Source organism: Enterobacter sp. MGH 33, from assembly GCF_000534535.1.
In the GTDB taxonomy this organism is placed as follows: Bacteria; Pseudomonadota; Gammaproteobacteria; order Enterobacterales; family Enterobacteriaceae; genus Enterobacter; species Enterobacter hormaechei_C.
On sequence record NZ_KI973214.1, the window covers coordinates 82,697 to 105,224 of the forward strand.

At 54.9% G+C, this 22,528-nt stretch carries 30 protein-coding genes and 2 pseudogenes; 13 read left to right on the plus strand and 19 right to left on the minus strand.

The features are described from left to right. The first annotated feature begins 331 nt into the window (after nt 1–331). Complete coding sequence (locus L379_RS00170; protein ID WP_032656145.1) at nt 332–1,072, plus strand: SDR family NAD(P)-dependent oxidoreductase; 741 nt, start codon at nt 332–334, stop codon at nt 1,070–1,072. 218 nt (nt 1,073–1,290) lie between these two features. On the opposite strand, the gene L379_RS26405 is transcribed toward L379_RS00170, so the two are convergent. From L379_RS26405 to relB, 3 genes are all read right to left on the minus strand, one after another. Beyond that, nucleotides 1,291–1,449, minus strand: a complete 159-nt coding sequence (locus L379_RS26405; RefSeq protein ID WP_008325141.1) for a type I toxin-antitoxin system Hok/Gef family toxin — start codon at nt 1,447–1,449, stop codon at nt 1,291–1,293. 71 nt (nt 1,450–1,520) lie between these two features. Then, nucleotides 1,521–1,808: a type II toxin-antitoxin system mRNA interferase RelE gene (gene relE / locus L379_RS00160; protein ID WP_000323025.1), complete on the minus strand. Its 288-nt coding sequence runs from the start codon at nt 1,806–1,808 to the stop codon at nt 1,521–1,523. Next, nucleotides 1,808–2,047, minus strand: coding sequence for a type II toxin-antitoxin system antitoxin RelB (gene relB / locus L379_RS00155; protein ID WP_004196370.1), 240 nt, complete (start codon nt 2,045–2,047; stop codon nt 1,808–1,810). Before relB ends, relE begins: the two co-directional genes overlap by 1 nt. 24 nt (nt 2,048–2,071) lie before the next feature. Here relB and ydfV point away from each other — a divergent pair. The 4 genes and pseudogenes from ydfV to L379_RS00140 form a co-directional block, all read left to right on the plus strand. Next, nucleotides 2,072–2,170, plus strand: a pseudogene (gene ydfV / locus L379_RS26385) (protein YdfV); the annotation flags it as partial. A gap of 127 nt (nt 2,171–2,297) precedes the next feature. Then, complete coding sequence (locus L379_RS00150) at nt 2,298–2,663, plus strand: hypothetical protein (RefSeq protein WP_009651956.1); 366 nt, start codon at nt 2,298–2,300, stop codon at nt 2,661–2,663. Between the two features lie 43 nt (nt 2,664–2,706). Then, a complete protein-coding gene (locus L379_RS00145; RefSeq protein WP_008460272.1) occupies nt 2,707–3,444 on the plus strand; it encodes a HupE/UreJ family protein in 738 nt (245 codons plus the stop codon). 13 nt (nt 3,445–3,457) lie between these two features. Beyond that, nucleotides 3,458–4,147, plus strand: a complete 690-nt coding sequence (locus L379_RS00140; protein ID WP_004196322.1) for a hypothetical protein — start codon at nt 3,458–3,460, stop codon at nt 4,145–4,147. 30 nt (nt 4,148–4,177) lie between these two features. Here the strand turns inward: L379_RS00140 and chrA are convergent, their stop codons facing one another. Beyond that, nucleotides 4,178–5,554, minus strand: a complete 1,377-nt coding sequence (chrA, locus tag L379_RS00135; RefSeq protein ID WP_004196363.1) for a chromate efflux transporter — start codon at nt 5,552–5,554, stop codon at nt 4,178–4,180. Beyond that, the gene (locus tag L379_RS00130) at nt 5,511–6,488 is read right to left on the minus strand and encodes a chromate resistance protein ChrB domain-containing protein (RefSeq protein ID WP_004196334.1); all 978 of its coding nucleotides are present in this window, start codon (nt 6,486–6,488) and stop codon (nt 5,511–5,513) included. The genes chrA and L379_RS00130 overlap by 44 nt, the downstream gene beginning before the upstream one ends. A gap of 77 nt (nt 6,489–6,565) precedes the next feature. Between L379_RS00130 and L379_RS26015 the strand changes: the two are divergent. The 8 genes and pseudogenes from L379_RS26015 to L379_RS00095 all read left to right on the plus strand — a co-directional run. Continuing rightward, nucleotides 6,566–6,725 (plus strand): annotated as a pseudogene (locus L379_RS26015) (MFS transporter); the annotation flags it as partial. Between the two features lie 109 nt (nt 6,726–6,834). Beyond that, entirely contained in the window at nt 6,835–7,206 is a 372-nt protein-coding gene (locus tag L379_RS00125; protein ID WP_004196359.1) for a hypothetical protein, read from the plus strand. Between the two features lie 62 nt (nt 7,207–7,268). After that, nucleotides 7,269–8,189: a methyltransferase domain-containing protein gene (locus tag L379_RS00120; RefSeq protein WP_004196315.1), complete on the plus strand. Its 921-nt coding sequence runs from the start codon at nt 7,269–7,271 to the stop codon at nt 8,187–8,189. A gap of 53 nt (nt 8,190–8,242) precedes the next feature. Next, nucleotides 8,243–9,001: a hypothetical protein gene (locus tag L379_RS00115; RefSeq protein ID WP_004196325.1), complete on the plus strand. Its 759-nt coding sequence runs from the start codon at nt 8,243–8,245 to the stop codon at nt 8,999–9,001. Nucleotides 9,002–9,234: 233 nt separating this feature from the next. Continuing rightward, entirely contained in the window at nt 9,235–10,533 is a 1,299-nt protein-coding gene (gene nirA, locus L379_RS00110) for a nickel resistance membrane nickel efflux protein NcrA (protein ID WP_004196314.1), read from the plus strand. 105 nt (nt 10,534–10,638) lie between these two features. Beyond that, a complete protein-coding gene (locus tag L379_RS00105; protein WP_004196355.1) occupies nt 10,639–10,908 on the plus strand; it encodes a nickel-sensing transcriptional repressor NcrB in 270 nt (89 codons plus the stop codon). A gap of 12 nt (nt 10,909–10,920) precedes the next feature. Beyond that, nucleotides 10,921–12,051, plus strand: coding sequence for a Ni(II)/Co(II) efflux transporter permease subunit NcrC (locus L379_RS00100; RefSeq protein WP_004196366.1), 1,131 nt, complete (start codon nt 10,921–10,923; stop codon nt 12,049–12,051). 161 nt (nt 12,052–12,212) lie between these two features. Further along, nucleotides 12,213–12,635 (plus strand): nickel resistance OB fold protein NcrY, encoded by a 423-nt coding sequence (locus L379_RS00095; protein WP_032072095.1) that lies wholly within the window; start codon nt 12,213–12,215, stop codon nt 12,633–12,635. A gap of 255 nt (nt 12,636–12,890) precedes the next feature. On the opposite strand, the gene L379_RS00090 is transcribed toward L379_RS00095, so the two are convergent. The 14 genes from L379_RS00090 to L379_RS00030 form a co-directional block, all read right to left on the minus strand. Next, nucleotides 12,891–14,231, minus strand: a complete 1,341-nt coding sequence (locus L379_RS00090) for an IS1202-like element ISEsa1 family transposase (RefSeq protein ID WP_004196353.1) — start codon at nt 14,229–14,231, stop codon at nt 12,891–12,893. A 33-nt stretch (nt 14,232–14,264) separates the two neighbouring features. After that, nucleotides 14,265–14,366: a DUF5431 family protein gene (locus L379_RS26465; protein ID WP_159106190.1), complete on the minus strand. Its 102-nt coding sequence runs from the start codon at nt 14,364–14,366 to the stop codon at nt 14,265–14,267. A 169-nt stretch (nt 14,367–14,535) separates the two neighbouring features. Continuing rightward, nucleotides 14,536–14,910: a hypothetical protein gene (locus tag L379_RS00085; protein WP_032656149.1), complete on the minus strand. Its 375-nt coding sequence runs from the start codon at nt 14,908–14,910 to the stop codon at nt 14,536–14,538. 56 nt (nt 14,911–14,966) lie between these two features. Continuing rightward, entirely contained in the window at nt 14,967–15,293 is a 327-nt protein-coding gene (locus tag L379_RS00080; RefSeq protein ID WP_032656152.1) for a hypothetical protein, read from the minus strand. Continuing rightward, a complete protein-coding gene (locus L379_RS00075) occupies nt 15,290–16,018 on the minus strand; it encodes a plasmid SOS inhibition protein A (protein WP_032656155.1) in 729 nt (242 codons plus the stop codon). Before L379_RS00075 ends, L379_RS00080 begins: the two co-directional genes overlap by 4 nt. Further along, the gene (gene psiB / locus L379_RS00070; protein ID WP_032656158.1) at nt 16,015–16,449 is read right to left on the minus strand and encodes a conjugation system SOS inhibitor PsiB; all 435 of its coding nucleotides are present in this window, start codon (nt 16,447–16,449) and stop codon (nt 16,015–16,017) included. Before psiB ends, L379_RS00075 begins: the two co-directional genes overlap by 4 nt. 37 nt (nt 16,450–16,486) lie before the next feature. Then, complete coding sequence (locus L379_RS00065) at nt 16,487–18,499, minus strand: ParB/RepB/Spo0J family partition protein (protein WP_032656161.1); 2,013 nt, start codon at nt 18,497–18,499, stop codon at nt 16,487–16,489. Between the two features lie 67 nt (nt 18,500–18,566). Continuing rightward, complete coding sequence (locus tag L379_RS00060) at nt 18,567–18,932, minus strand: hypothetical protein (RefSeq protein ID WP_032656165.1); 366 nt, start codon at nt 18,930–18,932, stop codon at nt 18,567–18,569. Nucleotides 18,933–18,975: 43 nt separating this feature from the next. Next, on the minus strand, nt 18,976–19,248 hold the full coding sequence (locus tag L379_RS00055; RefSeq protein ID WP_032656168.1) for a DUF905 family protein: 273 nt from the start codon (nt 19,246–19,248) through the stop codon (nt 18,976–18,978). A gap of 751 nt (nt 19,249–19,999) precedes the next feature. Continuing rightward, nucleotides 20,000–20,197, minus strand: a complete 198-nt coding sequence (locus L379_RS00050; protein WP_032656174.1) for a hypothetical protein — start codon at nt 20,195–20,197, stop codon at nt 20,000–20,002. Between the two features lie 42 nt (nt 20,198–20,239). Continuing rightward, nucleotides 20,240–20,668, minus strand: coding sequence for an antirestriction protein (locus L379_RS00045; protein ID WP_032656177.1), 429 nt, complete (start codon nt 20,666–20,668; stop codon nt 20,240–20,242). A gap of 354 nt (nt 20,669–21,022) precedes the next feature. Beyond that, nucleotides 21,023–21,445: a DUF1380 family protein gene (locus tag L379_RS00040; RefSeq protein ID WP_032656179.1), complete on the minus strand. Its 423-nt coding sequence runs from the start codon at nt 21,443–21,445 to the stop codon at nt 21,023–21,025. A gap of 55 nt (nt 21,446–21,500) precedes the next feature. Continuing rightward, the gene (locus tag L379_RS00035) at nt 21,501–21,722 is read right to left on the minus strand and encodes a hypothetical protein (RefSeq protein WP_032656181.1); all 222 of its coding nucleotides are present in this window, start codon (nt 21,720–21,722) and stop codon (nt 21,501–21,503) included. Beyond that, nucleotides 21,719–22,411 carry a DNA methylase gene (locus tag L379_RS00030; protein ID WP_032656183.1) on the minus strand — a complete coding sequence of 231 codons (693 nt, stop codon included), beginning with the start codon at nt 22,409–22,411 and terminating at the stop codon, nt 21,719–21,721. Before L379_RS00030 ends, L379_RS00035 begins: the two co-directional genes overlap by 4 nt. Nucleotides 22,412–22,528 lie beyond the last annotated feature (117 nt).

Genomic DNA, 22,528 nt, shown 5'->3' on the forward strand with positions numbered 1-22,528 from the left:
ACCCGACACGTCGGAACGGCGTGGCGCCATTAAAGCGACGGCATCAGCCGGCGCGGTGAAGGCGTTCCGGTCGGCACGGCCGGAGAAGCCGCAGCCTTTGACCTTCGCCATCAGACCCTAGCCGTATGGCCCGAAACCCGGAGGGGTTCGGCGGAGCCCGGCGGGTGCGTCAGCAGCCGCCCTGGCGGAGTGGGGCTCGACGACCGGACAGCAACGCTGGCCGGGAGCCGAAGGGGGCCATCGCCCCGCCCCCCAGGTTTATGGTTTTACAACAAATATCCATTGTTTTAGTGTGAGTAAACCAGACGTAAAACCCTCTGCGAGGGATTCAATGGGAAGGTTCTCAGGCAAGAAAATAGTGATCACGGGTGCGAGCAGCGGTATTAGTCTGGCCGGGGCAAAGCGCATTACAGAAGAAGATGGCGAGGTCATGATAACCGGCCGCAATCTGCATAAACTGGAACAACTACGGGCACAACTCCCCCATCACACAACACTTCTTCAAAACGATGGAGCCGAACCGGAGGCTGCACAGGCACTGGCAGAAGCTGTTGAATCGTTCGGCATGCTGGATGGCCTGTGGCTTAACGCCGGACAACTCGCCTTCTCATCCGTAGAAAACTGCAGCGCGACTCAGTTCGATACGATAATGGCAAACAATGTCCGGGCAGCGGTCCTGCAGGTCGCCAGTCTCTCCCGTTTTTTGAAAGAAGGGGCCTCCGTGGTAATGACCGCCTCCACGGCAGCCTATGAAGGAACCCCCGTGGCAGCAATTTACGCCGCCAGTAAAGGCGCGCAACTGGCGCTGGTTCGCAGCTGGGCAACGGCCTTTGCACCACGGGGGATCAGGGTGAACGCGCTTGTGCCCGGGGCCATCGATACGCCGTTACTGGACATTATTCCCGCCCCCTTCCGTGCGCAGTATGATGCACAGATTAGCGCTGGCGTCCCCCTGAAACGTCCGGGTACTGCAGAAGAAGCCGCTGCCGTTGCACTGTTTTTACTGTCGGACGATGCCGGATATGTTACGGGTAGTCAGTATGTGGTTGATGGGGGGCTACTGCGTTTATAGGCGATCATGAGGGAGCAGAGGGGCAGCGCCGGAGGCGCGTCCCCCTTCCCCCGTTCCCCGCAGGGGAACAGCCCTTCCCGGAAGTTCAGGCGTGCGGTCGCGTCGGGAAGGAAAAAGGGGCTACCGGTAAACCGGCAACCCCTTCATAAAGGCGCTTCAGGCATGTCCATACAGTCTCAGCCCCTGAATGGCGGGGGTTTCCCCCCCGCCGGGGTTAGCTACTTAGCGGATTCGTAAGCCATAAAAGCTGCCACCTCCCTGTTCGTGTCCCTGTACCGGATTTCGCAGAGCGATTTCCGTGTCAGGTAAGTGAATATCAGCAGTGTGAGACACACTATTAATACGCACCAGAGCAGAGTGTTTCGCGGCAGTTTCATGGCCTTCTTCTCCTGTCAACGCAAAGCAGAAGTGTCACCATCGGTGCGAAACAGAGATGTCATGCTTTGGTTCAGAGAATGCGTTTGACCGCCTCGCTATATACTTCCGAGCGTTCTCTTTTCCCAACAGAAATCACGAAAACGACAACTTTCTCGTCTATAACCTGGTATACAAGGCGATAGCCTGAAGACCGGAGCTTAATCTTGTAACAATCAGGCATACCACGGAGCTTGTTTGCTTCAATCCGGGGTGACTCAAGTACTTCAACCAGCTTCTTTTTCAACTGTTCACGTACCGTCGAGCCCAGCTTTCGCCATTCCTTTAGTGCCCGCTCGTCAAAATCCAGAAAATACGCCATCAGAGTTCATCCAGCGTCACACGTACTGGCTTAGGATTACAAAGTCGTTCTTTCACTATCTCCACAAGTTCAGCATCTTCATCACTCAGGAGTGTCTGTTTGAACGGCAAGCGTTCATTGTCAGCGATATACTCGAGCATGAGACGAAGCGCTTCAGAAGGAGTTACGCCCATTTTTTCAAGCGCGGCGTAAGAACGCGCTTTAAGTTCATCGTCAATACGTAGGTTAATGCTACCCATGTCTTACACCCCTTGTAATTACAAATGTCATTACAAGTATCGCACTACAACATGCTTAGGGCAAGTCACGAAGTAAGTCAGAAAGTAGTCGTAAGAACGGTGATCACTGTCCGCTTTGTGCCAGAAGTGGACGGCAGGATTTGTTGAACATTTCAGACAAAACCAAACTCAAAACAACTATTGAAATCAAGCCAGCATAGCGGATACATTACGCACGTTGTTACTTTGTATCATCAGGATGCCGTTAACTGTGTTTATCAGCCGTGAAGTCATTTCCAGAATCGTGCTTATCATCATGGCTGTTGCCGTGCTGAGCAGTTCGTTTATGGCAAAGCCACAGGCTGCATACAGCGTTCAGGAAACAACGTCCATCAGTGACCATCAACACGACAGCGATGAACCACTGAATGAGCACGATCCATTGTTGTTTCACTCCCACGGTAGCGTGCATCACCTCAATGCCGATCATTCCCACGATCTGAATAAACTCTTTGCTCTGCCTACTCTGCACGCATGGAATCCGGGCATGCGGGTGATATATGCGTTGAGTTCAGAACAAATACTGCAAATGCCGCAGTCCACCCCCGAACGCCCTCCGAGAATCCTGTCTGCGTAATAACTTCTGCTAATTCGTTATTATTCAACATGTAAGGATTTTTATGTATACCAGCCTTGATACACAGGGCCGGTTGAGCGCTCGCCTGCTTTCAGCTCAGGCGCGTTCGGCTTGTCTGTTTTTCCTGTTGTTACTGCTTTTCTACAGCCAGGGCGCGTATGCGCACGGCGTGGCGGAAGGCGACAAAGGGTACATCCAGGAAATCACCGGGGTGAACATCATCCCGTTTATCTACCTTGGCGCGAAGCACATGGTGACCGGTTACGATCATCTGCTGTTTCTGTTCGGGGTGATTTTCTTTCTCTACAAAATGCGTGATATCGGGCTGTACGTTAGCCTGTTCGCTATCGGGCATTCAACGACGCTGCTCATCGGCACCTTCTTTGATATCAGCGTCAGTGCTTACCTTATTGACGCCATTATCGGGCTGTCCGTGGTCTATAAAGCGCTTGATAACCTCGGGGCATTCCAGCGCTGGTTTGGCGTTCAGCCCAACACGAAGCTTGCGACGCTCATCTTTGGATTCTTCCACGGTTTTGGTCTGGCAACCAAAATCCAGGAATTCGAAATCTCTCCCGATGGCCTGTTTGTCAACCTGATTGCCTTCAACATTGGCGTTGAGATCGGCCAGCTGCTCGCGCTGAGCGCCATCCTGATCGTTATGAGCTACTGGCGGCAAACGGCGAGCTTTTTCCGACACGCTTATACCGCCAATGTGGTGATGATGAGCGCGGGATTTCTGTTAATGAGTTACCAGCTTTGTGGCTACATTTTAGCCTGAGGGAGACAAAACAATGTACAACACTGATTTACCAACACGCGCAGAATTACCTTCTGCCATCAAACTGATGCAGTCCACTATCCTCGCCGCCATCGTGGCGCTGACGCTGCTGATCACCGTCGTCATGCCTTCGGAATACGGCATTGATCCTACTGGCGTGGGTCGTTTACTGGGGCTTAAGCAGATGGGAGAAATCAAAACGCAGCTTGCCGAAGAAGCTGATGCCGATAATCAGGCCAGCGCTGTTCAGCAAGGACAGCTGGCTGCGCCAGTTAATGAGCGACCGATCCCGGATAATCCTCCGGCAATAACGCAGAACACCTACCCGGAGCTGAGCGTTCCGGCGACCACGCGCGCGCCGGAAGTACCATCGGCTGGCTCGCAACGTCATCAGATGCTCATCACCCTGAAGCCTAACGAAGCTGCTGAAGTTAAACTGGAAATGCGCAAAGATGCCCGCGTGACCTATCAGTGGACAAGTTCCGGACCGGTAAACGTGGATGCGCACGGCGATCCGGTCAACGCCCCGAAAGGCTTCTACCATGGCTATGGTAAAGCCCGGCAGATCACATCCGGAGACGGCGTTTTACAGGCCGCGTTCGAGGGTAAACATGGCTGGTTCTGGCGAAATCGTGGTTCTGAGACCATCACGATCCAGCTTGATACAACCGGCGACTACCTGAACATCAAACGGGTTATCTGATAAATCAGGGGCAGGATAACCTGCCCCTTTTCACACAGCTGACAGCCCGGTCAGGCGGAGTATCAGCCCGGCGAGAGCCGCCATGGCAATAACGTGCGTAACCTTCCATTTTAATCTGAAAAGCGCAAACGCAGCGGCGACGGCAATCAGGGCGGCAGGGATATCGATCCCTCCCTTTGCGCCTTCCGGCCATACGGTATGCCAGATAAAAAACAGCCCCAGATTAACAATGACGCCCACTACGGCCGCTGTGATGGCGGTTAAAGGTGCCGTGAAACCCGCCTTGTTGTGGGTCGTTTCGATAAACGGCCCGCCTGCCAGCACGAAAATGAAGGACGGGAGAAAGGTAAACCAGGTCACCATGCAGGCGGCAACGGCGCCGCCGACAAACAGCATATCCGCGCCAAAAACGGCATGGGTATACCCGCCCACAAATCCGACAAACGTGACCACCATAATCAGCGGGCCGGGCGTGGTTTCTCCCAGCGCCAGCCCGTCCATCATCTGCCCGGCAGTCAGCCAGCCAAAATTGACGACAGCACCCTGATAAACGTATGGCAGGACGGCGTAGGCCCCACCGAAGGTAAGGAGCGCAGCCTTGGTAAAGAACCAGCCCATCTGCGTCACCGGATGCGCCCAGCCCAGCCCCAGCGTCAGCACCGTCATGGGAATAAGCCAGAGCAGTGCACCCGCTGCCACAATCCTTAACAGTTTCGCCCAGCTGAACAGGGCATGCGCCGGTACGGGCGTATGATCGTCAATAACCGCAGCATCAACGGCGGCTTTCTCCTGTTTGTTATGCCCGCTGCCGCTGTGAAATTTTTCCGGCGCGATGCGTCCGCCGATAAAGCCAGTTATCGCTGCTGAAATAACGATGACGGGAAAAGGAACGTTCAGGGCGAAAACGGCCACAAAAGCCGCAGCAGCTATGGCCCAGTGGGCACCGTGTTTCAGCGCACGGGAGCCGATGCGATGCGCCGCCTGCAGCACGATTGCCGCCACGGCGGGTTTAATGCCGTAAAAGATACCGGCAATAATGGCAACGTCTCCCCAGGCGATATAGATCCACGACAACGCGATAAGAATAAAAAGTGAGGGAAGGATAAATAACAAACCCGCTATCACTCCGCCCAAGGTCCTGTGCATCAGCCAGCCAATGTAGGTGGCAAGTTGCTGAGCTTCCGGACCGGGCAGCACCATACAGAAATTGAGTGCGTGGAGAAAACGGGACTCGGAAATCCAGCGCCGGTTCTCGACCAGTTCCTGATGCATGATCGCAATCTGTCCGGCAGGACCGCCAAAGCTGATAAAACCCAGCTTCATCCAGAACCAGAACGCCTCCTTCAGGGGGACCGGCTTGGGCTTAACGTTTTCCTCTGCCAGCGTCAGCAACTCCGTTTTGTTCATCATGGCCGGACCTCATTTCAAACGTCGTTAACAGACCGTCAAACAGCGAACAGGCCGCTGTGAGTAATGTGTCATCATCCGTAATGCTTTCACGCAATCCTGCCAGTACACTTTCAACGCCAGCGGCTTCGGGGGGCTGAACCCCGCCAACATCAAGGTAATGCACAAGCATCCCCAGACCATTCAGGGCATCCCCCGTCAGCCCGAAGCGGACCATCAGCACTTCAAAGGTCACACGATTGTCGATGTGGCTGAAGGTCGCGCCATCAAAATCAAACCCCACCGCCTCTTCCGGGCAATCGTTGCCATCCTTAAGCCAGAGAAACTGCGCATCCTGGTCGATAAAACGCCGTATAAGCCAGGCGCTGGCAAGCCTGTCAATCCATGGCCGGCGACGCGTAGCCCAGATCCTGTTATGAAAATCCTCAGGCTTCAGCCGTGTCAGCAAGCCACTGACGGCATGAGGCTCTCCGGGAGAGATGAACCTGTTAATGCCAGCTTCCAGTTCTGACAAGGCAAAAATGGCCTGCGCCTGCGCTTCACCAGGAAAGAAATCAATCGCCACAATCCGATCCAGCTCGCGACGAAGTTTTCTTACCATCTTCAGTTGGCTGACCGCGGTTTCCTCATTAAGGTCGTTTTTACAAACCTGAAGGCTCTCCATCAGGATCAGGTACTGCTGAGAGCGATCGAATAACGGGCGAATTTTCTCTTCGTCGGAAGTCTCTGCGTCAAAAACAAAGGCCGTTCCTCCCTCACCGCTGATTTCACGACTCATCTCGTTAAAAATCTCATGGCTCTGTTGCGCTTCAGGCAACAGATAAACGCCGTCGCGCAGCATGGCGGCACCGGTATTTTTTAATGCCCGCCAGACACGCATACGTAATGTGGCCTGCTCAGTGGGCAGTGTCAGAATAAGGATATGTAGTTTCATAGTGTAGAGATTAATACATATGGTAGAGATTGCTACATATTTTCAGTCTTTCTAACCGTACATATCGCTATCTTTTTATGGTGCTCATAATTGCTCTTATCGGTACCGGTCTTGCTACCGTTGCACTGGGCCTGCTGGCGGGCGACAGGGCAGGGGGAGTCGGGAACGGCGCTGGCAATGAAGATGCTTGCTTATATTCTGGTCGCCCCGGTCGCTGATGCATTATGCGGGCCTTTTTATTCATATCGCCAATACAAGACTTTACATTCCAGCCCTTACATCCTCCCCGGGGGGATGCTAATCTTTTTATACCGTTGTCATTGTCTATTGAGGAAAGCAATCAGCGATGTACCCGATGTTTAAACGTTCGCCCCGTTATGTTCTGATGATCGTCATCATGGCCATTGGCATGATGATGTCGTCGATGGTGACGTTTGCGTCGCACGGTACAAACGGCCTGACAGGCTACGAGATGAATCTGCATGACGCAGAAGTCACCATGTCAATGCAGGATCACTCTCACGATTCGGATATCCCTCAGTCTGGCCACGCAGGCCATCATCAGACAGACCATTTCCATGAAACCCCTGAGCAGCCGCCCTCTGTAGAGATTTCCCTCTCTCCTGTAACAGACAGATGGTTGCCGCTTGCCGATCTTCGTAGCCCGGTTAAGGCCACGGACATCATTTACCGTCCTCCCAGCATCCGCCAGATCTGATCGCTGTTACCGGCAGTTTTTGCTGCCCGGCTTTAATCAACTTCAGATTTAGCGGAGAGGCTATGTATAAAGACTCTATCCAGGCGCGTCGAGAGATTGCGCGTAATTTCACTGCACTCAATTATCGTGTTGATCCCCTGCACTGGCAGACGCTCTGCATGGGCGTTAATCGCGACCTTCAGGCCAAAAAAATGCGTCCGAATGTCCCGGTTCCTTCACGGCGTAAAGTCATTCCGTTCCTGAAAATGATGCATCAGGAAACGGGCTCGATGCTCAAAGCGATCCTTGCCTTTGGCTTTGATGGCCCCTGGACATCCAGCGGCGGTTCATTTCGCCTGGCGCGAGAAATTGGGTTCGACATCGCCCACTATGCGAAAAACATTCACCACAAAAACGGGAAAGTCACCTTCCTGGAAATTGGTGCCGCCTGGGCGGGTTTTCGCGCTGAGGAATGTGCCGGCCATCAGGCGACGATTTCCGGGCTTTCCGGGGAGTTCAGGGAGCAACTTGGGGAAAGCGTATTCCTGCACTTCACTAATCTCACACCGTGGCATGCATCGCTGCCAAAAGGCGTGACTGAGCATCCTTACGTGACAGCAGCCGGGCTGGGAGCGCTGGAAAACAGAGGTGTTCAGGCAGGTGAGGTCGATATTATCTACTCCCAGGCAGCGGCCTATTTCGAACAGGATTACACGGCTTTCCTTCGCAGCGCTGCACGCCTGCTGAAAGAGGATGGCGTCCTGATCTTCAACCATGACCCTGTTCTGGCGAGCGCGATGGATGAAGTCGCCTGGGAGCACGGACTGCGGCTGGTCAGACGTAAGCAAATGGGAGGAATGAATGGCGCGATTGCCCGTTATCACCGGCTTCGTTCGTCCCCGGTAAGTCAGATGGTCTTCCCCGGCGTAAAGCGGGCAGAGGATGAAGAAGTGGTCTGTGAATCACTGGTTATGTCGGCGCTTCGTCGCAACGTAGAGGTGTAACGCCCGATATGTTGACGCGCAGACATTTTCTCACCACCACAGGAGCGTTGCTGATGACAACATTACTGCCGGGGGAAACCCTGGCAGCCTCTCTGGCTGAAAAAGTCAGTGAAACATGGCAAAAAATAAACACCCGCCGCAATCAACAAGAGGCGATAACGCCGGGCTGGGTTTTGCAGTCGCTCGGGCTTAAACCTGGCTCAACTGAACTGCGAAGAGCCATTTTTGAGCTGGTCAGGCGGATACCCTATCAGCTCGGTGCATGGAATGGCGAAAGCATGAGTCTGTTTCAGCAGGGCTTTGGCGACTGCCGTCATAAAGCCGCTGCTGCCGAACGACTGCTGACCGATGGTGGCATTACGGCAAAGCGAAAGCTGGTGCGGTTTGACTGGGCTGATTTGCCTGTACCTGCGGATATTCTGGCAATTTTGCCGCAAACACAGGGATTTCATGACACTGTGGCTTTTGAGCTACAGGGCAAAACATACCTGTTTGATGCCACCTGGGATATGGCCTTGCGCGGAGCGGGTTTCCCGGTGATGCCTTCCTGGGATGGCAACTCTGATACCTGGCCGGTGACTTCCCGGATGTCGACGCAGCAAACCGTACTAATGCCGCAGCCAGGGCAGGACATTTACAGCACTAACCAGATGAGCTGGCCGCAGCGCGAGAAAACCATGGCGTTTAATCAGGCACTGAATAACTGGCTGGAGGTCATTCGGGCTAACCGTGATGACTGGTGCACCATTATCCATAGTGATATTGAAGCCACCCGGTTGAGCCTGAAAACCTGTCTGGGACAACTGAGTTAATTCCCTTCTCGTCAGGAGGGGCTGCGCAGGGAAGCGGCGATAACACCTTCGACACTTTTTATGCTGCTTCAGGTATAACGCTGGGATACCTGAAGCTTTTTTATTTAACATCCAAGATAACAGACGAATCAGTATCCTCCTCACCCGGATAAAGCTTGTCATTTTTTTCAGGTCCCTCTATGCTTTGAATATCCCCCTGGGGGGGATGTGATTTCAAACCAAGAGATTTCCTGATGCTCAACATTCTTTCTAATCGTACCTATCGCCACCTGTTTATGGCACAGGTTATCGCCCTTATTGGCACCGGTCTGGCGACCGTTGCGTTAGGGTTACTGGCCTACGATCTCGCAGGTGACAGAGCCGGGGCAGTGCTGGGTACCGCGCTGGCTATCAAAATGAGCGCCTATATTCTTGTTGCGCCCGTGGCGGCGGCTTTTGCCGATAAATTCCCGCGTCGCACCATGCTGGTAACACTGGACCTGGTTCGCGCTCTCGTGGCTATCACGCTGCCTTTTGTCACCCAGATATGGGAAATCTACATCCTGATCTTCATTCTTCAGGCTGCCTCGGCGGCGTTTACGCCTACTTTCCAGGCAACTATCCCGGATATTCTTCCTGACGAACGTGAATATACCCGGGCGCTGTCTCTGTCACGTCTGGCCTACGATCTTGAAAGCGTCATCAGCCCTATGCTGGCGGCTGCACTGCTGACGGTCATGAGTTTCCACAACCTGTTTGCCGGTACGGCAGTCGGGTTCCTTGCTTCAGCAGCTCTGGTTGTTTCCGTGACACTGCCGAAGATGAAAGCGTTAACGGTCAAACGCAGCATCTATGACAAAACTACACGAGGTATGCGCATCTTCCTGAAAACGCCCAGACTGCGCGGCCTGCTGGCACTCAACATGGCCGTAGCGGCAGCGAGTGCAATGGTTATCGTCAACACCGTCGTTCTGGTTCAGGCGGACTTTGGTTTCTCACAGCGGTCTACCGCTATTGCGCTGGCCTTCTTCGGCGTGGGGTCCATGGTATCGGCCCTGGTTCTCCCCAGACTCCTCGACAACATGAGCGACCGTATGCCGATGCTTGCAGGTACGGCGCTTTTAGTCATTGGCCTGGGGTCAGGCATTTTCCTGAAGGATTACATCACGCTGGTTGTGCTCTGGGCACTGCTGGGGGTGGGCTATTCACTTTCTCAGACACCGGGTGGTCGCCTGCTGCGCCGTTCGTCAACAGCGGAAGACAGACCGGCGCTGTTTGCCGCCCAGTTTGCACTGTCACATTCATGCTGGCTGGTGACTTATCCGCTGGCCGGATGGGTTGGTGCGGCATGGGGGACACAGGCTTCATTCATCGCCCTGACTGTTGTGGCAACATTGTCGCTGGTCACCGCCGTACTTATCTGGCGTCCTGAGCATGAAGTGTACGCTCAGGTTCACAGCCACAAAGACCCGGAAACAAACAACGAATCGACCCATGAGCATGATTTCGTCATTGACGATGAACATCCGTCCTGGCCGAAGAAAGAGAAGTAATTTCCCAAAAAAAGACAACGTATCAGGAGAGGATAAGCCGATAAAAAGTGTGACCATGGCGTTGATACACATTATCTTATCCCTTCCACCTGGAGAGGATAAACCATGACCGTTCATGCATCACACCCTGACATTATTAAAAGACTTAAACGTGCCGCAGGGCACCTGAAAAGTACCATCCAGATGCTCGAAGATGAGAAAGCATGTCTGGATATCGCCCAGCAACTGCACGCTGTGGAAAAGGCGATAACGAATGCGAAGCGTACCTTAATTCATGACCATCTGGATCACTGCCTGGAGGATGCCCTTCATGCTGACCACACGGAGTCTGATAAGACGCTTAGCGAATTTAAAGAGATAACTAAATATCTTTAAGGCAAGCGAAACATGACTGATTTTTCCACTCTTTTACAGCAAGGCGTGGCCAATGCCTGGCTGTTCATCCCCAGCGCTATTTTGCTCGGTGCGCTTCACGGACTGGAGCCAGGGCATTCCAAAACGATGATGGCCGCCTTTATTGTGGCCATCCGGGGAACGGTCAAGCAAGCGGTATTACTGGGGCTTGCCGCGACAATTTCTCATACGTCTGTTGTCTGGCTCATTGCGTTCGGCGGAATGTATATCAGTCAGAAATTCACTGCTGAATCAGCCGAACCCTGGTTTCAGCTGATTTCCGCCGTCATCATTCTCGGTACGGCGGCATGGATGTTCTGGCGAACCTGGCGCGGCGAAAAGCTGTGGAAGATGGAGCAGGAAGAGGAACACAGCCACGGTCATCACGATCATGACGAAACCCGCATCATCGATACGGGCCATGGCAGCGTTGAACTCTCGATTTTCGAAGAAGGACAACCCCCTCACTGGCGTTTACGCTCGCTCAGCGGCAAGAAATGGGAAGCTCGCGACATTTCGCTGGTGACCAACCGTGGTCCAGGGACATTTTCACAGGTATTTGATTTCGTCGAAAAAGACGGGTTTATGGAATCGGCCCTGGCGATCCCGGAGCCACACAGCTTTGATGTTCGCCTGTCTTTAGGCCATCGCGGCCATGTGCATGATTATGATGTGGAATTCCGTGAACATGAACACGACCACGATCATTCCTCGCTGGAAGGTCTGGATGTTAATTCTCGCGAATATCAGGATGCTCACGAAAAAGCGCATGCGAACGACATCAAAAAACGTTTTGCGAATCGCAGCGTAACCACCGGACAAATAATCCTGTTCGGCCTGACCGGCGGCCTTATTCCTTGCCCGGCAGCCATTACCGTTTTGCTGCTCTGCATCCAGGTGAAGGAATTTACGCTCGGTGCCGCGCTGGTACTGTGTTTCAGCATCGGTTTAGCGATCACGCTGGTTTCAGTGGGCGCAGCGGCGGCTTTCAGCGTTCGTCAGGCAACCAAACGCTGGAGTGGCCTGGATACGCTGGCGCGGCGGGCTCCATACTTCTCAAGCGTACTGATTGCACTTGTCGGCATTTACATGGGCTATCACGGCTGGATCGGCGTAACGAGCTGATTTTCTCCTGTATGAATCTCACGCCTGAACCCACCAACCGGTGGGTTTTATATTTCTGAAGCCCATCATATTTTTATCCCCCTGCCGGGGATAGGAATTGAGCTTTTATAGCCGCTCATTTATCATCGACAATATCCCCCATGGGGGATGTAAAATTATAAATGGAATCTGCTATGCAAAAACAATATTTCAGTCAGTTCGTCACCGGAGTGTTACTCACTTCGTTCATCGCCATTCCTGCTCTGGCAGCGCAAGGTGGCTTCTCCGCAGAGAAAGAGCCTGTCGTCACTGAGCACATGTATGCCGGTCATAAAGTTCAGCAGGAGAATAGTCAAAGCCGGATTCAGATCGTATCGTCAATGCACGAAGGGGCGTGGATCACACTGGAAGGCAATGTTGTCAGCCAGCAGCAGGACGAGTGGTATACGTTCCGCGACCCAACCGGTACCATCAAAGTCCGCATCCCGCAGAAAGTCTGGAACGGGCAGCACTTCGATGCTCAGGACCTGGTACGGGTCAGTGGACCGGTAAGCCATGAAAATGATGGTTCAATTTTATATGTTGCAGTTATCAGCAAACCCTAAAACACAATTCTGACGGGCTATGTTTTTTTATATATATAGTTCGTCAACCAAACGTCCGCTTCTCGCTCTTAGCGGACATTAGCATAGGCTATTTACCATAACGCCGCATTACGCGCACCGCCCAGACTGACTCAGCGCGTTTCTGGCATATCCCCGGTAAAACAAGTAACAAACCACCCGAAAATGAACACCAGAAACGCGACTTAAGAATCTACCCTATGAATGGATATGCACTCAACCGAATCGATCTTGGTTTCAATCTTTTTTATCGGGATCAGGCTTCTTTTTAGGTAACTTCGGGGGCTTAACTTGCTGATGACTTTGCGTTCGGCGCGTAAGCCAGGGATGGTCAGCTTTAGGTTTAACATAGTATTTTGAGCGTAAATCAATACGGGCATTATCCACTCGTTCATGGACACTCTTTTCATCATCCAGTGGTATAGGCTCCGGGCCATCAACATACTTTTCCCAGCCCAGCGCTTTCCCGTCATACAGAACGTTAATTTCACCGTCAAAGTTCTCGCATACAGTAACAACCGAATGCCTAAGTCGATATCCCCGGCCCTCACTGCGTACCTGAAACGCACTGCTTTTGTACTGGAAAGTGAGATTTTTAGACAGAACGCGCTTCGCCTGTAGGCTGAAGATATAACCCAGTTCCTCTTCAGAATGGTGCACATCAAGATGAGCATTATCAGTAGTACGAGGCGACGTAGCGAACCGGTTGTTATAGGCTTCAATAAAGGTCGGCAACCATGCATTTGCTGTTTCAATATCACTGATATTCTGAAGCCGCATTTCTTTGACCAGCCTGTCCTGTAGTGTCTGATTGGCGCGCTCTACCCGCCCTTTTGCCTGCGGGCTGTTGGCATGGATTGGCTCGATGCCCAGTGTCTTTATCGCACGAGTGAACTGGGTCAGCTCACCTTCCCGCTCTGGGTTATTTACCCTGAATATACTGTGTCTATCAGAGTAGAGAGCGAGCGGTACGCCATGATCATTAAGGTAACCCCGGAGGGTTTCCATGTAAGCCCGGGTTGTTTCAGCAGGCACAAAACGCAACGCCATCAACGCACTGGTGGCATCATCAATGAAAACGATCAGTGTACATCTGGGGCCTCGATTTTCAAACCAGTCATGAGGTGAGCCATCAATCTGGATCAGTTCACCGTAAGATGGTCGTCGCATGCGGCGTTGATATATACGGGCAATTTTACGACGGCGTTCACGCCATAACCCCTCTTCTATCATCCACTTTCTGAGAGTTTCAACGGATAAAGATAAACCGTGTATCTCGCGCAATTTTTCGCACGCAAACGTAGGTCCAAAATCAGCGTAACGGCCTTTGAGGAGTGAAATTACTGTTGCTCTGAATTCAGTAGAAAAGGAATTATTAGGACGCTTTCCACGTCGGTGGGAAACCAGACCAGAAGGCCCTTCATTTCTATACCGTTGCACCAGACGTTTAACCTGCCGAATAGAAATGCCAATGCGTGCCGCAGCTTGTTCCTGAGTAATATGTCGATTAATTGACTCCTGAATAATCTGAAGTCGGTGGAGTTCCTTATGACTCATCGTAACAGTCTCTTTGATCATGAAAAATCCCCCAGAGAATTGTCTGGGGACATTTTAGAATGGTTCAAAGGGGACATTACAGCTTGGTGTTAACACATGGCCTTCTTCTCCTTGCCTTGCGGCATCTAAGAGGCTATCCTGATGTTGTCTAGGCATACAGGTGGCCTCGTGGGTTAATGAAAATTAACTACGGGGCTTTCTGCTTTCTGCCACACAACACGGCAACAAACCACCTTCACGTCATGAGGCAAAAAGCCTCAAGCGCCACGTCGATTATACCGGGCAGGTGCTCTTTCTTACCAGGTATATCCACGCTTTATGCTGCTTAACGCCTGAAATATCTCACGTATCCCCATGCCGCGATCAGTACGCCCGTGACCATCGCAAGATTGGGCAAAATCACGTCCCCGGCACTTACAAATACGGCATCAGAATTACCTTGCCCCCAGAATGCCAGCTTGTACCCGACGCCCCAGACAAAGAAGATAATCCCGGCACTCAGAACGCCGTATTTCATTACGCCGAGCAGGACTTTATCGAACCAGCCTGGCGTATCACGCCATGTGATAACCATCGCTATCAGACTGCATATGAACAGGCCAGCATAATAGCCTGTCGTGCCTTCCCATTCTGGCGCAGCATGCCTGACGATTAAAAAGAACAGCGCGTACAGTAATATAACGAGCAACCAGTACCTCATAGTCCTGCTTTCCTTTTGTATGGCCATCTGTGCAGTCAGACAGCATTGTATCTGATTCACCGGGCGGACTTGCCATTGAAATACGCCGGACGTGCAGCCAGCTCACGCTCGATTAACTCATCGGCAAACAAAGGGGCAACACGATTAATCCGTGCCTGCATGTTGCGCCTTCTCACCGCTGCTTTTCGTTCATCGCTCCAGCGTTGGATCTGTTTCTGGCCTGGAAAATCCACGCATACAGCGTAACCTGAGCCAGCTACCCAGCGTGACATCACCTCTTCAGGTGCCACCTGCCCTGCCTCCACGACAACCGAAACCAGCTCCAGTGGACCAGGGCAGGGCTTGTGCGGTAACTTCCAGCGCAGGGAATAGCGCCACTTCATACACCGCTCCGATCAGCCAGCTTATTTGGCACCTGCCAGCGTTCAGCGACACGAACATGCTCAGGTGTTTCCCGGACAATAAACGGGATTTCGTACATCACTGCATACAGCGGCTCACCGCTGATGCGAAGCCAGTCAAGTTCCTTCAGCGACGCGAACCGCGACTGCCAGCGCCAGAACGGTGTTGCAAGCTCTGCCGCGTCAAACTCGTCGCTCCACCGGGTGTACCAGGTGCAGACGGTTTCCGGTGACTGAAAATTCAGGTCGATTTTCGCCTGCTCCAGCAGGTTCTGGCGCAGTTTCCAGCGCTGTTCGTACTCACGAGACTGGCGGCGAAGCTGACGCGTGGTCTTAATGCCGGACCTGTGCAGCCGTCGACCGGTGCGGGTGTGCATGACTTCAGGAAACAGTTCGGCCTGTACGTCAATCGTGAGCGGCAGCGGGCAGGCTTCGCCACTGGTGGCGATCATCGTGTTAAGTGCCTCCTCGACCTGTTTCAGATTCGAATGACGATTGTTTGGCACCCAGTGCAGGCCTGGTATTTTATTGGCCACCGTGGCGTTGAGGCGACCGCTGCCCGTGAGAAGGCGCAGAAAGGTACGCACATACGGCATGGCGGGCAGTCGTGCGCCGCGTTCGCGGGCAGACTCAACATGGCTGATAGCCTGAATTGCAGCCTGACGGGCGGGCTTCAGGGAAACGAGCGCGTGTGAGGACGGGATCATGCTGTCACCTCCCCGCTCATCAGGTTCGCCACGGCGCTGGCAGTGCAGTTAAAGCGGCGCATACCTGCCAGCTGCGCGATCAGCTGGTTTATCCGGTCAGGCCGGAGCGTGTCGCTCTGGTAAAGGGTACGCACCACTTCACCGCCGGAGGAGAGCAGCACCAGAAGCCAGTACGGCGAGACTTCGCCGGGGCTGCACACGCACAGATGCCAGTCATCACTGCCGTCCGCGCTGAAGCGGCACTGGACGGGGAAGAAGCCGCCGAACTCGCTGCGGAACTCGGCGCAGACGCGCCATCCTTCTGGTGTCGACAGGAGACCGGTCACGGCATCGCTGAGGGCGCGGCGCGCGTCCTCGCCCTGCTGACGGATAAACTCCAGGTCTGTGGCGGTCAGGGTGTTGATTCGGTTCAGGTCATATTGCATGGTCATGCCTGTTCCCGCCGCCCGAAGGCGGCGGCCTCCGGTATTAAGCAGCGTGGTCAGTGGTGTCAGCGTCGGTTTCGGTGGCTTCTTCAGCCTCAGCGGCTGGCGCTGTGCGCACCATCCAGTCAGGCAGCCAGCCCTGAGCATTCAGATCCTGCTCGGCGGCCTTCGCCGCATCGCGGCGCTTGAGCTTCACAACTTCACCCGCACGGGCGCTGAGTCCGGCGTCTTCATAGGCTTTGCCAATCTGGGAAATCGTGAGCTTACCGAAGTAGCTCTCAGCATCCGGCTGCCACCATTTGCGCAGGTCAAAGTCCAGCGCCGCTTCCAGCCCGTCCAGTTCGCTTTTCTGCGTATGGTTATACATACGTTCCTGAATACCGTTGATACCGTGCGCGGCACAGAATCCCAGCAGGGTGTTCACCTGCTCTGCTGACCATGACAGCAGCCAGGTGAAATCAAGATGCCAGTTTTCGGGCAGCGTTGCCTGAAGCGATTTTTTCTGTGCATTGAGCGCCGTCAGCGCCTTCCCTTCTTCACCGGATGGAGCCAGTGATGCAAGGTGATACTGATTCGAGGACACGGAGGCTTTCAGCGGTTCATTGCGCTTGCCGTAGGTGCGGTCAAAGAGCGCAAGACACAGCGTCCACGTCAGGAGCGCCACCGATACATCGGGGCGACCCGCCAGTTCCGCCTGAACGGCAAGAGTGCGCTCCGCAGACATGGCCTTAACCAGCGTTGCCGGATAGGCGTCAGCGGGAATGTCAGGCGTGGTGTGTCTGATCACATTGTTTTCACGCTCCTGACGCGCCTGTTCTTCTGCTGCCCGGTCTTCGTCGGTCAGCTTGCGGATACCAGGCTGAACCTGAAAATTGTCACCATCCCATGACACCCAGATACCGTGCGCGGCACGAAATTCCGGCGTGGCTTCGCGGTACTTCGCCTCGCAGTAAATGTCATCGATCTGCTGCTGAAGCTCGTATTCGTCATCGTAGGTTTCAGTGGCGTCCCTTTGTTCTTCCAGCTCACTGACGCGCTTCTGTTCTTCTTCCGTCAGGACTGCTTTCGGCATCGCAAAACGGTACAGTTCACCGTCCTCACCGCTGAAGCGTAGTTCCGTCATACGGAACTCAGCCCAGCCCCAGCCCTGCTCCTGCTTAACACGGGCGGCGAGCACGGTGAGCTTGCCAGCCAGCAGGGATTTCACCAGCGCCGCATCGGCAAAGGTGCTGTCCTTGTCGCTGAACAGGTCGGCGGTCAGCGTACCGCCAGCGGCGGTATAGGCTTCCTCGCCCACATACTCAAACATCGGGTGACTGATGGCCATCTTGTCGTCAGTCACCATTTTGCGCAGGGTCTGTACGGCAGGATCGCGCCACTGTTCAACAGCCTCTTTCCAGACCTGCTCCTGACGCTCATGGGTATCAGCAAGTGTCAGGACTTCACACTGTTCAAGGGAGATTTCATCCCGCGCCAGCGCATCCAGCAGGGAGGGGGCAAGATTCGCCAGCTTCAGGCAGCGCTGAACGTGGCGCGGGTGGTAGCCCATCAGTGCGCCGATCTGAGAAGCCGTTTTACCTTCCTGCTGAAGGGTACGAAAACCGATAATCTGCTCGGCGGGATGCATGTTTTTACGTCGACCGTTCTCGATCATCGAGGCCGCCACCGCCATCTCCACGGGCAGGACTTTCACCGGAACAAACGGCGTGTCTGCATCGAGCACACCGCGCATCACCAGAATGCCTGTGCCCCTGCGGCGACCTTCCCCGCCGACAATACCGATCGTACCGTCCGGCAGTTCTGCACCGATCAGGTTTTGCAGGATGCCCATTGCCTGAATGCTGTCTGCCATCTCTTCCACTTCCTGATCGGTATGCGGAATGATGCGCGTGTTTAAGTCAGTGCGTGACAGGCGGGAGTACGGGAAAATTTGCACGGGCGTATCAGCGAGCAGCTGGACGAGCTTCTGCTCGGTAGACTGCGCGATTTTTTCCGCAGATTTTGTCTGGCGGGTGGTCCTGGCTGGTTTTTTTGCCGTAGTATTAGTGGCGACCATGATTTTTACCTCTCAGTGATAGTTGTGGTTAGCCGTGGCCGGATTGCCTTCCGGTCACGGCACTCGGTTAACCAGTAATGCGTTTCGGGTGTGCTGCCAGTGCCGCAAAGGACGGATAGCCATCCAGAACCTGCATCATGACTTTTGCCCCTTCCAGCATCGCTTTATCCGTTACGCTGCCGCTGTTTTCACACACGTTGATCGTTGCCACGATCCCCGATTTCACATCTGAAAAACGCTCATACATGCGGTTGCTGAACAGGACACGTTTGCCTCCTGCCATCACCTGCCAGTTGTTGCAGTCGTTAAAACGGGTGTCCACGTTGTCAAACTCGACCACGTGAGTGTCGCTGGCCTGAATACGGAGCAGCTTCACGATTTCGGTGCTCTGCCCGACCTTTCTGGTCGTCTGGCGGGTGTTAAGGTTCTGCATGGTTCCTCCTTCTCTGGGTTAAGGCCGGACTTCCGGCCTCCGGTTACATCTGCACGTATTGCAGGTTGCGCTTCAGTTCAAAAAGAAAATCCGGTTCAAACGACCAGGCGCGCCAGTTAAGCGTTCCGTTGGTGCGGATCTCCACCTGCACGTCGCCGTATCGGGACACATCGGACAGGGTGACGGTGACACCCGCTTTCAGCGCAGTGGCCTGAGCCACCCACTCCCGTGCGACAGAAACAGGGTTTTGTTCTTCCCCCATCTTCCTGGAAGATTCTTGAGCGGCGGTTTTGACGTTGACGTTTTGTGTGTGCATCCTGGTTTTCTCCTGTGGTGATGGCTGGCCATCTCCCTGGTGAGTTCTCTCGCGGCAAAGGGCAAAGGAGCAACGGCGAAGGGAGGAAGGAAAGGGGCGGAGACTAAAGTTTTTGCGGCACGCAAAAAGTTTTGGCGGAGTGCATTTCACCCCTTGGATGACGACCCGACGGTGCTACGACCAGCCCTCCGCGTGAGGACGCACGGGGGATGGCTTCACCAGGGGAACAGGATGCACACACCCGACACGTCGGAACGGCGTGGCGCCATTAAAGCGACGGCATCAGCCGGCGCGGTGAAGGCGTTCCGGACGGCACGGCCGGAGAAGCCGCAGCCTTTGACCTTCGCCATCAGACCCTAGCCGTATGGCCCGAAACCCGGAGGGGTTCGGCGGAGCCCGGCGGGTGCGCAGCGGCCGCCCTGGCGGAGTGGGGCTCGACGACCGGACAGCAGCGCTGGCCGGGAGCCGAAGGGGGCCAGACTGGGGTTGATTTTTATTGTCGGAAATTTGCTGATCGGGTTTCAGAGCCAGTGGCCACGCAACGCAACGCAACGCAACGCAACGCAACGCAACGCAGGAGCGTATCCGTGACAAATTGCCCTCACAATGCTGTGCTTCAGCTTTGCTCTGACATCACACAAGGGCGAAGAGGGGTAGCGCCGCAGGCGCTTCCCCTGCCGCCCGTCAGCCCGCAGGGATGACAGGGTTTTTCGCGCGCGTACAGGCGGTGCATCAGCCCCGCCCTGCCGCATTACTGCCCGTCGCCCTGCCCGCCCTGGAGGATGAAGTGGCCACATAGATAGACCGCGCACTGGCGGGTTGCGGATTCGCAGATCTCATCCAGCACTTTCGCTGTGGTTACGGGGCAGAGTCCTAATTCGCGACGTCGCTCGTTAATGAGCGTTTTATACTGGCGCAGGATGCTGCGGGTTTCCGGTGACAGTTGCATGTTTTTATCCTTTAATCGGGCGGCATCGCCGCCCGTGGTCAGTCAGTCAAGGGCACGCCAGATGGTGGCGCTTTCCGGATGGGTATCAGCAAATGCCATAAGCTGCTCATAACGGCGGCAGAAGTGGCGGCACAGCTCCTCATGGTCATGGTTACTGTGATGCCAGCTCCGGTGATTCAGTACCAGCGCCGTGAGGATGATCCCCGCCACTTCCCCGCTGACAGTCTGCTCAAACCAGTTTTCCCGATTGCACAGGGTCAGGCTCTCCACGTCAGGCGCCATATATCCGCCGCCTTCCGGCAGCCGGTAAAACTGCCAGAATCCCCCCTGATACTCAGGGCAATAACGCTGGGCGTAGGCGTACACGGATGCCTCGGACGTCATAAAATCGCCGCCAAACAAATCAGGCAGGAAAGTCAGGCGCTGCGCACCCTCAAGACGAACAGCATCACAGGTCACGGTCTGGTTCATAGATCCTCCACGGTTAAAATATTCTCGGTTCCGGCATCGCCGTGACGACACGACAGACCGGCGAAAAGCGGAGGACACAGGGGCGACGCCGCAAGCCGCAGCGCAAAGCCTTCACGGGCTGAATGCACCGTGAAGGGTGCGAACGGGTGAGGACGGAGGCGTCAGCGAACCCTTGTGGCCGATGCGGCCGGGCTACAGTGAAGTCACGGCGCATGCCGTCACCGCACGGAGCTTCAGGGGAGTTTCATTGTCCCGACGTGGCCCGGAGGGCGGCGGCGGATAAAAGCGGAAGGTACTGACATCCTTTTCGCAGTGGATGGCCACCGGTTGCCGGGGCGTTACCCCGGCGTTCTCTCAGGCGGCCAGCGCCTCCTGTAGGGCGCGAACGTTATTCAGCTCCTTTCTGACGGATTCCGGCTCCTGCCGCCCGGCTTCCCAGGCTATACCGATCCGGTTTTCCAGCTCGCATTCATAGTTACGCAGGACGCGGGACAGGAGTACCGCCGGAACACTCACCTGACAGTTTGCCGCTTCGCGCTGGCGGGTCAGAAGCTCGCTGACGGTCTGATTATTTACCCCCTCCTGGCGGTATTGCGTCATTTTCATTTCACCGAGCGCCTTCATCACCTTCCGGATTTCAGCCCCGTCAGGTTCTGGCTGGGCTTCACGGCAGGCCACGCTAACCCCCTCCACCGTCCAGACCAGCAGGACCAGGAGTTCGTCAGACGTGAACATGTTTTCAAGATCTTCACAAAGTTCTTCGCGGGTTCCGTACATTGTTTTTTCTCTCTTGTAAGGGATTACAGGCCGGGCCTCAGCCCGGCAGGGTCAGTCAGTCCTGAAAGGTCTCGTCCAGCACCAGGGCTTCGCGGTAGGCTTCCAGAAGCAGGGTGTTGATCCGGCGCAGGGTCTGCGCTGCCATACGTTCAGTAAGCGTTGCCGCGTCGTGCCGGTGCTGCGATTCGAGGCGGTTCAGAAGCATCCGCACATCACACATGGCATTGCTGACCGCGGCCACGTCCGCGCGCAGGTGTTCAAGGCCCGGGTAATTCATGCTGCCTCCGGATAGTCAGGGTAAAACGCGCCGTCATTGGCCGCCGGCATCCTTCTCGCCCGTTCAACCTGTGCCAGACGTCGGACGCCGGCGGCGTGGTACTGCTCAAGCATCTCGATCCCGATATAGCGGCGGCAGGCTTCGGCGGCGGCCACGCAGGTGGAGCCGCTGCCGGCGAACGGGTCAAGGACAATGGCCCCCGGACGCGTGAGCGATTCGATCAGCGGTCGCAGGCTCTGCACCGGCTTTTCCGTCGGATGGTGTCGGTTGCCCGTGTATTTCCAGGGGATCACGTCCGGGATGGGACGGTCCGGGGTTTGCGGCCTCCCCTTCGCCAGCAGGTAAGCGCTCTCGTGCGTGTAACCCACGAACGTCGATTTTGAGGCGTAGCTCTTGGCAAAGACGATATGGCCAACCACCCGGAAGCCGGCCGCTTTCCACGCATTCAGAAACAGATCCGCGCGATTCCAGGCATAGAAGCTCACCATAAGGCTGTCGTTTTTCAGCACGCGGTACATTTCATGACATGCGGGCTGGAGCCATTCGGAAGAGTTGTCCCCGGCCAGGGTGCGGCCGGTACGGTCTTTATAGCCAACCAGATACGGCGGATCGGTAAGAATAAAATCAACGGCACGCGCCGGAAAACGGGACATCACCTGCACGCAGTCACCCAGAATAAAACGGGACATAGACACACTCCTCTCTGATATGCGGCACCCTGTTGCGCCGTGCCGCCACAAAAACCCGGCGGAAAGCGGAGGGCGCAGGGGCGACGCCGCAAGCCGCAGCGCAAGCCTTTCACGGGC

Bases quoted from the DNA above. Each gene is read 5' to 3' on its own strand.
- L379_RS00170 (WP_032656145.1), top strand. From the start codon at position 332: ATGGGAAGGTTCTCAGGCAAGAAAATAGTGATCACGGGTGCGAGCAGC.
- L379_RS26405 (WP_008325141.1), bottom strand. From the start codon at position 1,449: ATGAAACTGCCGCGAAACACTCTGCTCTGGTGCGTATTAATAGTGTGT.
- relE (WP_000323025.1), bottom strand. From the start codon at position 1,808: ATGGCGTATTTTCTGGATTTTGACGAGCGGGCACTAAAGGAATGGCGA.
- relB (WP_004196370.1), bottom strand. From the start codon at position 2,047: ATGGGTAGCATTAACCTACGTATTGACGATGAACTTAAAGCGCGTTCT.
- L379_RS00145 (WP_008460272.1), top strand. From the start codon at position 2,707: ATGTATACCAGCCTTGATACACAGGGCCGGTTGAGCGCTCGCCTGCTT.
- L379_RS00140 (WP_004196322.1), top strand. From the start codon at position 3,458: ATGTACAACACTGATTTACCAACACGCGCAGAATTACCTTCTGCCATC.
- chrA (WP_004196363.1), bottom strand. From the start codon at position 5,554: ATGAACAAAACGGAGTTGCTGACGCTGGCAGAGGAAAACGTTAAGCCC.
- L379_RS00130 (WP_004196334.1), bottom strand. From the start codon at position 6,488: ATGAAACTACATATCCTTATTCTGACACTGCCCACTGAGCAGGCCACA.
- L379_RS00125 (WP_004196359.1), top strand. From the start codon at position 6,835: ATGTACCCGATGTTTAAACGTTCGCCCCGTTATGTTCTGATGATCGTC.
- L379_RS00120 (WP_004196315.1), top strand. From the start codon at position 7,269: ATGTATAAAGACTCTATCCAGGCGCGTCGAGAGATTGCGCGTAATTTC.
- L379_RS00115 (WP_004196325.1), top strand. From the start codon at position 8,243: ATGACAACATTACTGCCGGGGGAAACCCTGGCAGCCTCTCTGGCTGAA.
- nirA (WP_004196314.1), top strand. From the start codon at position 9,235: ATGCTCAACATTCTTTCTAATCGTACCTATCGCCACCTGTTTATGGCA.
- L379_RS00105 (WP_004196355.1), top strand. From the start codon at position 10,639: ATGACCGTTCATGCATCACACCCTGACATTATTAAAAGACTTAAACGT.
- L379_RS00100 (WP_004196366.1), top strand. From the start codon at position 10,921: ATGACTGATTTTTCCACTCTTTTACAGCAAGGCGTGGCCAATGCCTGG.
- L379_RS00095 (WP_032072095.1), top strand. From the start codon at position 12,213: ATGGAATCTGCTATGCAAAAACAATATTTCAGTCAGTTCGTCACCGGA.
- L379_RS00090 (WP_004196353.1), bottom strand. From the start codon at position 14,231: ATGATCAAAGAGACTGTTACGATGAGTCATAAGGAACTCCACCGACTT.
- L379_RS26465 (WP_159106190.1), bottom strand. From the start codon at position 14,366: ATGCCTAGACAACATCAGGATAGCCTCTTAGATGCCGCAAGGCAAGGA.
- L379_RS00085 (WP_032656149.1), bottom strand. From the start codon at position 14,910: ATGAGGTACTGGTTGCTCGTTATATTACTGTACGCGCTGTTCTTTTTA.
- L379_RS00080 (WP_032656152.1), bottom strand. From the start codon at position 15,293: ATGAAGTGGCGCTATTCCCTGCGCTGGAAGTTACCGCACAAGCCCTGC.
- L379_RS00075 (WP_032656155.1), bottom strand. From the start codon at position 16,018: ATGATCCCGTCCTCACACGCGCTCGTTTCCCTGAAGCCCGCCCGTCAG.
- psiB (WP_032656158.1), bottom strand. From the start codon at position 16,449: ATGACCATGCAATATGACCTGAACCGAATCAACACCCTGACCGCCACA.
- L379_RS00065 (WP_032656161.1), bottom strand. From the start codon at position 18,499: ATGGTCGCCACTAATACTACGGCAAAAAAACCAGCCAGGACCACCCGC.
- L379_RS00060 (WP_032656165.1), bottom strand. From the start codon at position 18,932: ATGCAGAACCTTAACACCCGCCAGACGACCAGAAAGGTCGGGCAGAGC.
- L379_RS00055 (WP_032656168.1), bottom strand. From the start codon at position 19,248: ATGCACACACAAAACGTCAACGTCAAAACCGCCGCTCAAGAATCTTCC.
- L379_RS00050 (WP_032656174.1), bottom strand. From the start codon at position 20,197: ATGCAACTGTCACCGGAAACCCGCAGCATCCTGCGCCAGTATAAAACG.
- L379_RS00045 (WP_032656177.1), bottom strand. From the start codon at position 20,668: ATGAACCAGACCGTGACCTGTGATGCTGTTCGTCTTGAGGGTGCGCAG.
- L379_RS00040 (WP_032656179.1), bottom strand. From the start codon at position 21,445: ATGTACGGAACCCGCGAAGAACTTTGTGAAGATCTTGAAAACATGTTC.
- L379_RS00035 (WP_032656181.1), bottom strand. From the start codon at position 21,722: ATGAATTACCCGGGCCTTGAACACCTGCGCGCGGACGTGGCCGCGGTC.
- L379_RS00030 (WP_032656183.1), bottom strand. From the start codon at position 22,411: ATGTCCCGTTTTATTCTGGGTGACTGCGTGCAGGTGATGTCCCGTTTT.